Genomic DNA, 13,206 nt, shown 5'->3' on the forward strand with positions numbered 1-13,206 from the left:
GGCTCCGGCGCCCCTGTTTTGCGGTCGGGAGATGGTATCCCCGCACCGAATGGAGACAATAATGAGCTGGTTACAAAAACTATTACCACCCAAGATCAAGAGTAAGCCTCAAGGCGCAAAGTCAGTGCCCGAGGGGTTATGGAGTAAGTGTTCGGCTTGCGAAGCGGTGTTGTACCGCACAGATCTTGATAACAATCTGGATGTTTGCCCTAAGTGTGGCCATCATAACGCCATATCGGCACGAAAACGCCTGGATTACCTGCTTGATCAGGAAGCCCGTTTTGAAATCGGTGCAGAAGTTCAGCCTGTCGACTTTCTCAAGTTCAAGGACAGCAAGCGGTATCCGGAGCGGCTAACTGCGGCCAAAGAAGATACTGGTGAAGATGATGCTTTGGTGGTTATGCAGGGCAGCATTCTGTCCTTGCCAGTAGTTGTTTGCGCATTCGAATTCAAATTCATTGGCGGCTCCATGGGCTCGGTGGTGGGAGAGCGGTTTACTCGAGGTGCCAAAGTGGCGATCGAGCAGAACGTTCCATTCATTTGTGTCGCGGCAAGCGGCGGCGCACGGATGCAGGAAGGATTGACCTCGCTGATGCAGATGGCAAAAACCAGCGCCATCCTGACCAAATTGGCCGAGGCTCGCCTGCCTTTCATTTCGATTCTTACCGATCCAACCATGGGTGGCGTTTCCGCCAGCTTTGCCTTCCTGGGGGATATCGTCATGGCAGAGCCGGGCGCATTGATTGGCTTCGCCGGTCCTCGGGTAATAGAGCAGACCGTTCGGGAAACCTTGCCAGAGGGCTTCCAGCGGGCCGAGTTTCTGCTAGAGAAGGGTGCCATCGACATGATTGTTGATCGGCGACATATGAGGCAGCGTATTGCGTCTGCCATTACTTTGCTGATGCGTCAGCCTGCGGTATCCGGTTCGGCATGAATATGAGTGAGCAGCAGGTGAATATCTCGACCAAACCCACCTGTTTGGGTGACTGGCTAACCTTGTTGGAGCAACGTCACCCGAGCGTCATTGATATGGGGCTGGATCGGGTTGGACAGGTTGCGCAGCGGCTATTTCCGTCTTTGTCGCAGCCCATCATTACCGTGGGAGGGACGAATGGGAAGGGGTCGGTCTGCGGCATGCTCTCAACGATTCTCAAGTGTGCCGGTTATAAGGTTGGTACTTACACCTCCCCCCATCTGATTCATTACAACGAAAGAGTGGCAGTGGATCTGGTCCCCGCATCGGATGAGGCTATCGTGGCCTCGTTTGATTCGGTGGAGCACGCACGAGGTGATGTCTCCCTCACTTATTTCGAATTCGGAACGCTGGCAGCGGTTCGTTTATTTGAAATGCAGGATGTGGATGTGATTGTGCTGGAGGTTGGGCTGGGAGGGCGTCTTGATGCCGTTAATGTGTTTGAGCCGATTGCCACAGCCGTAGTCAGCATTGATCTGGATCATCAGTCTTATCTTGGCAATACCCGCGAGGCAATCGGCTTTGAGAAAGCCGGGATCTTTCGGTCTGGCATTCCTGCATTGTGCTCGGATCCATCCCCACCGCAGTCAGTGCTGGAACATGCAAGCCAGATTGACGCCGATCTGCGCCTGATCGGGCGCGACTATGGATTCCAGAGTCAGCAAACGCAATGGAGTTATTGGGGGCAAAGCGGTAGCCGGAAGCACGGCCTGCCTTTCCCCGCGCTGAGAGGGGCTTATCAGTTGAGTAATGCGACCACGGCTATCGCATTGCTCGATTGCGTCAAGGAAGTGTTGCCGGTTTCTCTGGGTGACATCAAGCGCGGTTTGCTTGAGGTTGAAGTCAGAGGACGGTTTCAGGTATTGCCGGGACGTCCCGCCATCGTCCTCGATGTTGCCCATAACCCACATGCTGCAAAGGCATTTGTCCATAATCTGGACAATATGGGCTATTTCAAACGGACACTTGCAGTGTTCGGAATCATGGCGGACAAGGATGTCGCGGGGGTGCTTCAGATCCTGGGTGGGCGCATTGATCATTGGTATCTGGCGAACCTGCCAACCGGCAGGGCTGCGACGGCAATGCAATTGTCCGAGTTAATCGGTTTGGAGGCCGGAAAACCGATAGATCTTTTCGAGACGATATCGGCGGCGTATGCGGCGGCCTGTAAGGATGCTGGGGAAAATGATAGAATCGTTGTCTTCGGCTCCCACTATACGGTTGCCGAGGTCTTGCTAGCCAGAAATTGACTCTGACGGCATTTCATCTTTCCTTGAGAGTTTCCGCTTGAGGATTTCTAGGTTTACTTCATGGCCGATTCCCCAATAAGTGAAGAGTTGGTCGCCTTGCGAAAACGCGCAAGGCGGCGTCTGGTTGGTGCCGTTGCACTGGTTCTGGTGGCCCTTGGGGCGCTATGGCTGGTGATGGACAACAAACCACCAGCCAGCATGAATGTCCAGCAAGTATCCATTGTCAGCTCTTCACCAACCTTGGCCACCCAGCCACCTGTGGTCAAGTCTGTGCAGGAAACCACCATCCCTGTAGCAAGTTTACCTGCATCGCCGGCCTCTGCAGAGCCTGTTAAATCTGAACAGACCGAAGCTACGGCCACGAAACACCCTGCGCCTGTCATTGTCCCGACACCCAAGGCCGACGTTGCGCCGGCCACACCCGCCAGCAAGCCGGATAACGGCAGGGTGGATAGCAATCCCAAACCAGAGACCAAGGTGGCCGAGCCAAAGCCGCATAAGCCAGAGAATCGACCTGCGGTTCATGACAAGGCGGTTGATCCCCAAAAGATTCTGGATGGCATGGCTAGTGTCGACGATCACCCGCCGAAGCCAGCCGCCTCGGACAAGCCATCGAACAAAATGACCTTTTACCTGCAGATTGGCGCATTTGCGGATGCGGCCAAGATTGATTCGCTCCAGGCCAAAATCCGAGGGGCCGGTTTGACAGCATCAAACGCCAGGATTTCTACGGAAAAAGGCGAGCTGACGCGGTTGCGAGCTGGCCCGTTTGCTTCGCGGGCCGAAGCAGAGGCCGCGCAAGGTAAGCTTGCTTCGGCTGGTGTTGTTTCCCAGATAATCGGCAAATAACGGACCAGAGCATGACAGTATTTGATTACCTCGTTCTGTCCATTCTTGGTATATCGGTTTTGATATCGGTACTTAAAGGTGGAGTGAGCGAGATAATCTCGCTGGCAGCATGGGTTTTGGCATTTTGGCTTGCCCGAACCTTTACCGCCGATGTGGCGGCACAACTCCCCCCTGATATCCCTACCGCTGAACTACGGCTGCTTGCCGCGTTCCTGGCCATCTTTCTCGGTGTATGGTTTATCTCTGCCATCATCCGTATCACTATTTCTCAATTGATCAAGGCAGCTGATCTCGCGGCTATCGACCGCGTAATTGGCGCCATGTTCGGCGTACTCAGAGGTCTATTGCTGATAACGGTTCTGGTGTTGTTGGCTGGGCTGACGCCGCTGCCAAAGAATCCGGTATGGCGAAATGCCATGTTCAGTGCCCCTTTCGAGGCCGTTGCCCAATCCCTGATTCCGTGGTTGCCGGATGCCTTGGCAAAGCGCATCCACTATGATTGATTGAGCTGACCGATGTAAGTTGGCTTGTGGTTTATTTGATTGATTTTTAAGGAAAAGCTATGTGTGGGATTCTCGGCGTAGTGGCCAAAACGCCTGTTAACCAGTTGCTCTACGATGGGCTTCTGGTATTGCAACATCGGGGGCAGGATGCCGCTGGAATCGTCACCGCAGAGCCAAATGGTGTATTGCATATGCACAAGGGGAGTGGCTTGGTGCGTGATGTGTTCCGCACCCGCAATATGCGCTCCCTGATAGGCAATGTTGGCATCGGGCACGTAAGGTACCCGACTGCGGGCTCAGCCTCTTCGCTGGCGGAAGCACAGCCGTTCTATGTCAATTCACCGTTTGGGATTGTTCTCGCCCACAACGGCAACCTTACGAACCATAAGCAACTCAAAGAGGATATGTACCGCACCGATCTGCGGCATATCAACACGTCTTCAGACTCTGAAGCGCTCTTGAATGTTTTTGCCCATGAATTACAGCGCCGGGCTAAAGGTTTCGAGCTAAACCCTGACACTATTTTCGACGCTGTCCGTGAAGTCCATCGGCGGGTAAGAGGGGCCTATGCAGTTGTGGCGGTGATCGCAGGTTATGGTTTGGTGGCATTCCGTGATGCGAATGGAATCCGACCTCTGGTAATCGGTCAGCATGACACACCGCAAGGGACCGAATACATGGTGGCCTCCGAGAGCGTTGCCTTGGATACGATCGGTTTCAAGATGCTGCGCGATGTCGCGCCAGGCGAAGCCATCTACATTACTAACGAAGGTGAGCTGCATAGCCGCCAGTGTTCGGATGCCCCCCGTCTCGCGCCGTGTATCTTCGAGTTTGTTTACTTTGCTCGGCCGGATTCGGTCATGGATGGCATATCGGTTTATCAAGCCCGGCTCAATATGGGTGACAATCTGGCCGAGAAAATGCGCCGCGTCATGCCGGCGATGGATATTGATGTAGTGATCCCCATTCCCGATACCAGTCGCGCCAGTGCACTACAGCTGGCGAACCATCTGGGCTTGCCTTACCGTGAAGGGTTCATCAAAAATCGATATATCGGACGGACCTTCATCATGCCCGGCCAGGCTGGCCGCAAGAAATCCGTGCGACAGAAACTCAATCCGATTGGTGTTGAGTTCAAAGGCAAGAATGTACTGCTGGTCGATGATTCGATTGTGCGTGGAACCACCAGCAAGGAAATCGTGCAAATGGCCCGTGAAGCTGGGGCTCAAAAAGTGTTTTTTGCTTCGGCAGCGCCGCCGGTTAAATACCCGCATGTGTATGGGATTGACATGCCGACCCGCGAGGAATTGATTGCAACCGGGCGCGATGAATTCGATATTGCCAGGGAGATCGGGGCTGATGCGGTGTTCTATCAGGATCTCGACTCGTTGGTACAAGCTGTTGCCGATGCCAGTGATAAGGTCACCCAGTTTGAAACTTCATGTTTCTCTGGCCACTACATCACTGGTGACATCGACGAAGCTTATCTGGATGAGATCGAAAACCGTCGGGGCAGCCCGCTTTCCAAGGATCTCGACGGCAGGAGCCGTGCTCTGGACCTGAATGTTGGTGTAGCTGAGCAAAACTTGATTTAAGCGCGTAGGTATTGATCGAACCAAAGGCCGCCGCGCGCGGCCTTTGTCCATTCAGGACAACGTGCAAAATGCTTGGGTGGTTTGAAAAAGGCCGTCTGTAAGCGCGCCTCTCAGCCGCTTGCTTGGCTAGCATCGCAAGATGGCAACTGAATTGCCTCCGGTAGGCAAACGAATAGTGGGGGGCATAGCCAATAGGCCCTTCAATGCGGTGGATCAAGAGATTTTACGGGGTGGTGATATGCAAGAAGATCTGGAGCTGGATTTTGAGACCTTGGCAGTGCATAGCGGCCTGGAACGTAGTCAGTTTGGTGAGCATGCACATGCGTTGTATTTGACGTCCAGCTTTGTGGCTGAGAATGCCGCACAGGCGGCAGCGCGGTTTTGCGGGCAAGAGCCGGGCTATATTTATTCACGCTTTACCAATCCAACGGTAACGGCCTTTCAGGACAGACTGGCAGCAATGGAAGGTGCGGAAGCAGCTGTGGCCACCGCCAGCGGTATGTCGGCCATTCTGGCCCTTTGCATGGGGCATCTGAAGGCTGGTGATCACATCGTGGCTTCACAAAGCCTGTTTGGCGCAACGATCATGCTATGCAACAACTATCTGGCCAAGTTTGGAATCAGTACCAGCTACGCGAATGCGGCAGATCCCGAGTCCTGGCGTCAAGCGCTACGTCCGGAAACCCGATTGTTCTTTCTGGAGACGCCTTCCAACCCGCTTACCGAAATTGCAGATATCGCCGCAATTGCAGATATTGCGCACGCCCATGGCGCACTGCTGGCGGTTGATAACTGCTTCTGCACCCCAGCCCTCCAACAACCTTTGAAGTGGGGGGCTGATCTGGTGGTTCATTCGGCTACCAAGTTTCTGGATGGGCAGGGCAGGGTGCTTGGGGGAGCTGTTGTCGGTAGCAAGGCGATGGTCGAGCCGGTGTATCTGTTTTTGCGTACAGCAGGTCCCACCCTGTCGGCCTTCAATGCCTGGGTGCTAGTGAAGGGGCTGGAGACGCTACGACTACGGGTTGAGGCCCAGTCTGCAACGGCTTTGCGATTGGCGCAGTGGCTGGAGTCGCATCCGCAGGTGGCAAGGGTTTACCACCCCGGCTTGCCATCTCATCCACAGCATGCTTTGGCGCAGCGCCAGCAAAGTGCGGGAGGGGCAATTGTCTCGTTCGAGGTCAAAGGGGGCAGAGAGGCTGCCTGGAGAGTGATCGACTCGACCAGAGTACTGTCGATTACGGCGAATCTTGGCGATGTACGGACCACTATTACCCACCCAGCCTCAACGACACATGGGCGTATTTCGCCGGAAGCCCGGCAAGCGGCAGGCATTACCGAAGGCTTGATCCGGTTATCCGTCGGTCTGGAATCCTGCCAAGACATTCAGGACGACTTACAACGCGGCTTGGGGTAAGCCTAGCCGCGCTGTTGTAGGTTAAGGCAGGTTTTTATGGGTTAGGGGGCGGTAGGCAAGCTGAGGGTGCGACCGCTTCATGCCCTGCCGGCTTGGCAACCACCTACTCTGCACGCTGCATTGCCCATGCTTGCACTGACAGGGCCTAATTCAGCAAATCCGCCAATCTGGCCTTGAGCTCCGCAACCTCTTCTTCCAACGCCGCTACCCGGGCTTCCAACGCACTTTGGTTGGCACCGATGCCCGTGGCGACCAAGGGTGACGAGCTACGCTCAATGGCTGGTTCCCCGCTCAGCAAATGTGCCCAGCGATTCTCCCGCGCGCCGGCTTGGCGTGGCAGCTCAACGACTAAAGCTCCCGCAGAACGCTCCGACAGCTCGTACAGGAAGGCCTCTACCGCCGAGATATCTGCAAAGCGGTGCATGCGATCACAATTCAGACGCAACTCCCCAGCAGTTTGAGGACCACGCAAAAGCAACACGGTCAAGATGGCGACGGATTGACTGGGGATCTGCAGGACACGATCCATATTGTGGCCATAGCGTGTGACTCGTCCGCCACTTGACTCCATGATCAAGGTGCGGGACTTCAACGCATCAAGCGCAGATAGCACTTCCGCTTCGCTAAGCTCAAGTACTGGATCACGACTGGTTTTCTGATTGCAGCCGGATAGCAATGCATTCAAAGAAAGAGGGTAGGTGTCGGGAACGGTCTTCTGCTTTTCAGACAGGACACCCAAAATGCGAGCTTCGACAAGGGAGAGATCGTAAGGCATCGATATTGGCTCGAATAAAGGCAAGGCGGCCATTATCGCCCGAATATCGATGCTGCCAAAGGCGCATGTCGAAAGAATTGCGCATCAACGTAGTTTTAAGGGTGGAAGATTTGATTTATGGTCAGAAAATCTGGCTGGCAAATAAACGGGTGAGCCGATTGCGGGACTGTAGGCTCTGTTGACATTTTATTTCCGGATCGCGTTTCGTCGGATTTGGGCCTGATGCAAGGCAAAAAGCGCGCCGCTTAGTGAGCTAAGCAAGCGATTTTTAACGCGGCAGCAGGCCCAAACCCGGCGAAACCCTCCGGGCCGGGTCGAGTTTTGGGGCATAGCGTCGTTAGGGTTCGCTTATTTAGCTCGCTAAATTACTCTCACCCTGCCCCAAAACTCGACCCTGCGCGACCGGAAACAAAACGTCAACAGAGCCTAGCAGGCAGCAGGATATGGTCATTCTCCTCCGGCGAGGGCGTTGCGGGTTGTGGTGACCAATGATGCAAAAGCAGACGGCTGATTAAGCGGATCACGCTCATGACGGTACTCCTGTTTTGAACACGTCTGATGGACGTGTTTGTAATCATAGGAGTGTAATTTGTGCGGCGCAACAACCAATGGTTGCTGCGTAATCAATTAAACATCCAATTAATAAAAATCAAGAGTCATTTAAAAAATTTTATATATAAATTAATTTAACATAAAAAAGGCCAGCCTTTATTTCAGGCTGACCTGGTTTCAAAATCTCTTTTCTGCAAGAAATCAGAAGTGGTCTGCTGATACCTGCTTCATCCAATCGGCAAGACTACCAACGTCCAATACCTGCGGTCCGAAGGGTGGGCCGTAGACATAAACCCGACCCGATTTGACACCAAGATAGACGCCGCTTTTGTAGGCCCTGGCTGTATAGCCGGCAACCTGAATGGTTGTAGCGGCAGGTGAGAAGAACTGCGGGTATTTTGATTCAGCCCAGTTCATCAGCCGGTCTTCGTCGCTGGCTGTCGTGCCACCAGTGCTGACGGTGACGCGCTTTGCAGTGCTCCAGTCCGAAAAGTAGTCGTATAGCCCCGGCCGGACCTGCAACAGAACATCGCCCGTCGTAATGGGTTTGAAGTCAAAGCCATTGCCTGATGCGGTTTGTGGGCTGCCGATATTGCTGATCGCATTGGCACCGGTAATCCGGATATTGTCGATATACCAACCTACACCAGTACTACTCTGCGGGTAATAGGTTCCCCCGGTATAAGTAAAGCGGAATCGGGCACGCAGGGTGCGGCCGGCATAACCGGCCAGTGACACAGTTTGGGTTTTGAAGGCAGATTCCCCTGCACTGCCGGTACCTGCCTGCTGATAGGCGGGGAACCATGAGGCACCATCATCCTGCGAAATTTCCAGCAAGGCTAGCTGGCCGGTTCCGGCATAGCCCAAGCGGCTGGAAAAACTCAGCGCGGTATTACCGCCGGCCAGGAGGGCTTGATTCAGGGTCAATGTCTGATCAGTGGGCTGAACATGCGCCAGGTGAAAGGCCGCACTGCCGCTTGCCACAACATTGTTTACTGTAATCGGATACCCGCCGGTGGTGACAACGCTGAAGTTCGATGTCCCCGCTTCTGCGCCATCGTCCAGTTGATAGGGGCTGACCTGCAGCTGACGCCACTGATAGGCTGTGGCCCCTGGCATGGGGGTGAATTCATAGCGCGATGTCTCATTCAGTTTGGCGCTGCTGCTGCCACTGATTGTTTGCGCCACGGTATCCGGGCCGGTGGTGTCAGGGTCGAAAACGGTAACGGTATAGCTGAACGATTTGGCTGCACCGCCGATTTTCACGTTTTGAATGGTCACGGTATACGCCGTGTCGGCTTGTGGCTTGGGCCAGGTGCTGCCGTCGGTGTAACTGCCGGGATACCAGACCAGCGTATTCTCGCCATACCCGTTCTGCACGGCCTCCGCTTTGGTGGCGAGGGGGGCGCCATTTTCCGTCATGCTGATCTGTGCAGCAGAGAAATCGGCGCCAGGATAAGAGAACGACCAACGGGGGTAGACGGTTCGATAGGGGACATAGCCTTTGGGTGGCCAAGCCACGAATTCATCCCTCACCGTTGGCCGGGCGCTGCCCGAATTGCCGTCGAATACCCAGAGCGAGTTGCTGCTGGTGCCAGCAATGCTGCCATCGACATCACCGGTGCCCATGAAACGGGTCTGCGGGTAGAGAATCCAGCGACGATGACCGACAGCGGAGTTGCCACCGCCACCATCCCGCATATAGCCGCTGGAGATGGCATTCGGGCCGAAGTTACCCAGGGCAATGTTCGACTTGCCGGCAGCTTCTGCGCCAGTGGCGTTGTAGCAAGTCCAGGAAGTTGGGGGATTGTGGCTCAGGCTCTTGTTGGCAGCCATCAGCATGGCAGATTGCTGCGCCTTCTGATTGAACGTCGCATCGAAGGCTACGGATGCCGGCACACCGGCCATCGCGCGGAACCAATTGATCCGGCGCAATATGGCGGCCTTGAATTCGGCACTGGTGTCTCCTGCCGCGCAACTGCCGAGATTGCCGTTCCAGCCACTGGCTACCCCGTCTGACGAGGTATAGATCGTCCGGTAGAACATACGCACGCTTTCGCGGCTGGTCGTGTCCAGACTGTAACCGCTGTCTGCAGCAAAGCGGTTGAGGGTGTGCTCCATGCCGGCAATCGAACTGGGAAACTGGGGAGCAGCCAGGGCCGAGGCGGTGGCCAGGCAAATCAATAATGGCGTGAAATGGCGGGGGTGTGACATGGCTTTGTCCTTGAAATGCCAGCAAATTGCGCTGCTGAAATTCTCGAATGGCATAAAATCAAAGCATGCCTGTTTTAGCCAAACATTGCCAGTAGGCCGTCCAGGCCACAATGATTGATTGCGTAGGCCGCCTGTGCTCTGACAATTGGTTTGGCATGGAAGGCAATGCCGTAGCCGGCCTTTGCCAGCATTTTCAGGTCATTGGCGCCATCGCCGATTGCAATGGTCTGTAACCGTTCCAGTTGCAATTCGGTTCGGAGTCGCACCAGCCAGTCAGCTTTGGATTGCGCGTCGATAATGTCGCCCAGCACTTTGCCGGTTAATTTGCCATCTCTGACTTCCAGTGTATTGGCCACGGCATAGTGCAGACCAAGCTTGGCCTTGAGCCGTTCGGTGAAGAAGGTAAATCCTCCTGAGATCAGCAGGCTTTTACCACCAGCGGCATGCACGGCCGCCAGCATTTTTTCAGCGCCCGGAGTCAGTTGCAGTCGCTCGCGGTATACCCGCTCCAGGGCCGATTCTTCCAAACCCGCCAGAAGACTCACCCGCTCACGCAGGCTTTGTGGGAAGTCGAGTTCGCCACGCATGGAGCGTTCGGTAATGGCTGCAACCTGAGCTTTGACACCCAGCATATCGGCGATTTCGTCGATGCACTCGATCGTGATCAGTGTTGAGTCCATATCCATGACAACGAGGCCGATGTCCTTGAGCGTGGCTTCGGCCGGCATGAACGCAAAATCCAGCCCGGCGGACTCGCAATAATCCTCAACAGCCCGACGGGTGCTGGGGTCGGCTCCCAGCAGCTTGAAAGCCTGAGGGTGAATGGCATCAATCTGCTGGGCTTTGGTCAACTTGGCCAATTGCTTCAAATCTTGTGTGGCCACTTCAGGGGCCTGAATGACGAGCTTGTACATAAGAAGGGGTTTCAGTCAGATGGAAGAATGGGGAAAACAGACGGCAGCTGAGCGCGGTTCGCCAGTGTTTGGCTGCCAGGCCCATCCAGTGACGAAACCTGGCGTGATGAGAATGTCAGGCTGTTGGCTGCAGGCGGCCGTCTCGCAATGTCAGCAAGCGCTGGGCGCGGCTGGCCAACTCGGGATCGTGCGTCACAATGACGAGACTGGTTCCTAGCTCGGCATTCAATTCCAGCATCAAGTCGTAAACGCTGGCAGCGGTGCCCCGATCCAGATTGCCCGTCGGTTCATCGGCCAGTACGCAGAGCGGTTCGGTGACCAAGGCCCGGGCAATTGCGGTGCGTTGTCGTTCCCCGCCGGAGAGTTCACCGGGCTTGTGCTGCAGTCGGTGACCCAGTCCCACTCGCTTGAGCATGGCCTCGGCCTTCTGCTGGGCCTGGCGGAAATCCATCCGTCGAATGAACAGCGGCATGGCCACGTTTTCCAGGGCCGTGAATTCGGGTAGCAAATGATGGAACTGATACACAAAACCCAGGTGGCGATTGCGCCAGTTGCCGCGCTCGGCGGCGCTCAGGCTGAAGGGGTCGGTCCCAGCGATGCGGATGATGCCTTGAGTCGGTTCATCCAGGCTGCCCAGCACATGCAACAGCGTGCTTTTGCCCGAGCCGGATGCCCCGACGATCGATACGATCTCGGCGCGCTGGATGTCGAGATGGATGTCATGCAATACCGAAACGTCGAGCTTATCCTGCTTGTAGCTCTTGCTGAGGCAGCTGGCGGAAATGATGGCGTGGTCACTCATAGCGCAATGCCTCGACAGGGTTGGTGCGGGAGGCGCGCCAGCTCGGGTAGAGCGTCGCCAGCAGGGCCAGGATCAGTGAGATCACCGCTATGGTGATGACATCACTCGCCAGCACTTCCGAGGGCAGGTCAGAAAGGAAGTAAACCTCTGGCGACAGAATGCGGCTACCCAACATGCGCTCAATCGCTGGAACAATCACATCGATATTCCAGGCGATGGTCAAACCGCCAACCACCCCGCCCAGTGTGCCAATGAAGCCTGCCAGCGCACCTTGAATCATGAAGATTTTCATGATGCTGGCGGGTGCCGCGCCGAGCGTGCGCAGAATGGCGATATCGGCCTGCTTGTCGGTGACGGCCATGACCAGCGTTGAAACCAGATTAAAGGCCGCAACGGCGACAATCAGGGTCAGGATGATGAACATCATGCGCTTTTCAATCTGCACGGCCCGGAAGTAGCTGGCGTGCTGCTGGCTCCAGTCCACCACAAAGCGTTCCATGCCAAGCTGACGGGTCAGATCCAGCCGGATCTGCGGCGCCAGAAAGACGTCGCGAACCTTGGCCCGCACGCCACTGACTGCCTGATCCATCCTGAACAGCCGCTGCGCATCGTTAATCTGGATCAGCGCCAGCGTCGAGTCGTATTCGTACATATCCAGCCGGACAATGCCAACCACGTGGAAGCTCTTGAGTCGCGGCAGCATGCCGGCAGGCGTGATCTGGCCCATCGGGGTGATCAGCGTGACCTTGTCGCCCGGCCCGACACCCAGATTGCGGGCCATCTCCCGGCCGAGAACGATGCCGAATTCACCGGCCTTTAAAGCATCCAGTGAACCTGCGGTGAATTTGCCGGCAATATCGGCAACGCCTGTTTCTTTGGCCGGATCAATACCCCGGATCATGGCGCCCCGCACGCTGCCTTCAACACTCAGCAGACCCTGTGCATCGACATAGGGCGCCGTGGCAAGGACCTGTGGATGCTGCTTCATGGCGCTGGCGACCTGCTCCCAATCGGAGAGGCGGTTGTCGATACCGGTGACCTGTAGATGGGAGGTAACACCGAGAATCCGGGCGCGGATTTCTCGTTGAAAACCATTCATGACCGAGAGGACCACAATCAGGGCGGCTACCCCCAAGGCAATACCGATCATCGAGACCAAGGAGATAAAAGAAATGAAGCCATTGCGGCGCTTGGCTCGTGTATAGCGCAGGCCGACCAACCATTCGAAACGATTCACAGGAGATACTAAAACCAAGGAAAAATCCGAGTTTGCCATAAGAACCTGTTCCAGACCTCCTGTCATACCGCTTTGGCATGCCAGGGGTGTTGCCGTAGCGACCCTGTGGTGCCACTGAGTTTGGCATT

11 protein-coding genes are annotated in these 13,206 nt (G+C 55.5%); 6 read left to right on the top strand and 5 right to left on the bottom strand.

Going from position 1 to position 13,206, the window contains the following annotated elements; all coding sequences use genetic code 11:
• Positions 1-61 precede the first annotated feature (61 nt).
• From accD to PZA18_RS19285, 6 genes are all read left to right on the top strand, one after another.
• A complete protein-coding gene (gene accD / locus PZA18_RS19260; protein WP_284102506.1) occupies positions 62-934 on the top strand; it encodes an acetyl-CoA carboxylase, carboxyltransferase subunit beta in 873 nt (290 codons plus the stop codon).
• A 2-nt stretch (positions 935-936) separates the two neighbouring features.
• Positions 937-2,223: a bifunctional tetrahydrofolate synthase/dihydrofolate synthase gene (gene folC, locus PZA18_RS19265; RefSeq protein WP_284102507.1), complete on the top strand. Its 1,287-nt coding sequence runs from the start codon at positions 937-939 to the stop codon at positions 2,221-2,223.
• A gap of 60 nt (positions 2,224-2,283) precedes the next feature.
• Positions 2,284-3,072, top strand: a complete 789-nt coding sequence (locus PZA18_RS19270) for an SPOR domain-containing protein (RefSeq protein ID WP_284102508.1) — start codon at positions 2,284-2,286, stop codon at positions 3,070-3,072.
• Positions 3,073-3,083: 11 nt separating this feature from the next.
• Positions 3,084-3,575 (top strand): CvpA family protein, encoded by a 492-nt coding sequence (locus tag PZA18_RS19275; protein ID WP_284102509.1) that lies wholly within the window; start codon positions 3,084-3,086, stop codon positions 3,573-3,575.
• A 59-nt stretch (positions 3,576-3,634) separates the two neighbouring features.
• Entirely contained in the window at positions 3,635-5,170 is a 1,536-nt protein-coding gene (gene purF / locus PZA18_RS19280) for an amidophosphoribosyltransferase (RefSeq protein ID WP_284102510.1), read from the top strand.
• Positions 5,171-5,408: 238 nt separating this feature from the next.
• On the top strand, positions 5,409-6,584 hold the full coding sequence (locus PZA18_RS19285) for an O-succinylhomoserine sulfhydrylase (protein WP_284102511.1): 1,176 nt from the start codon (positions 5,409-5,411) through the stop codon (positions 6,582-6,584).
• Between the two features lie 145 nt (positions 6,585-6,729).
• On the opposite strand, the gene PZA18_RS19290 is transcribed toward PZA18_RS19285, so the two are convergent.
• The 5 genes from PZA18_RS19290 to PZA18_RS19310 all read right to left on the bottom strand — a co-directional run bounded on the left by PZA18_RS19290 (position 6,730) and on the right by PZA18_RS19310 (position 13,078).
• Positions 6,730-7,359: a YceH family protein gene (locus tag PZA18_RS19290; RefSeq protein WP_284102512.1), complete on the bottom strand. Its 630-nt coding sequence runs from the start codon at positions 7,357-7,359 to the stop codon at positions 6,730-6,732.
• 753 nt (positions 7,360-8,112) lie between these two features.
• A complete protein-coding gene (locus tag PZA18_RS19295; RefSeq protein ID WP_284102514.1) occupies positions 8,113-10,125 on the bottom strand; it encodes a CAP domain-containing protein in 2,013 nt (670 codons plus the stop codon).
• A gap of 74 nt (positions 10,126-10,199) precedes the next feature.
• The gene (serB, locus tag PZA18_RS19300) at positions 10,200-11,039 is read right to left on the bottom strand and encodes a phosphoserine phosphatase SerB (RefSeq protein ID WP_284102516.1); all 840 of its coding nucleotides are present in this window, start codon (positions 11,037-11,039) and stop codon (positions 10,200-10,202) included.
• Positions 11,040-11,154: 115 nt separating this feature from the next.
• Positions 11,155-11,841, bottom strand: a complete 687-nt coding sequence (lolD, locus tag PZA18_RS19305; protein ID WP_284102517.1) for a lipoprotein-releasing ABC transporter ATP-binding protein LolD — start codon at positions 11,839-11,841, stop codon at positions 11,155-11,157.
• Complete coding sequence (locus tag PZA18_RS19310; protein WP_284102518.1) at positions 11,834-13,078, bottom strand: lipoprotein-releasing ABC transporter permease subunit; 1,245 nt, start codon at positions 13,076-13,078, stop codon at positions 11,834-11,836. Before PZA18_RS19310 ends, lolD begins: the two co-directional genes overlap by 8 nt.
• Between the last annotated feature and the right edge of the window lie 128 nt (positions 13,079-13,206).

The organism is Parachitinimonas caeni (assembly GCF_030129945.1).
Lineage (GTDB): Bacteria > Pseudomonadota > Gammaproteobacteria > Burkholderiales > Chitinimonadaceae > Parachitinimonas > Parachitinimonas caeni.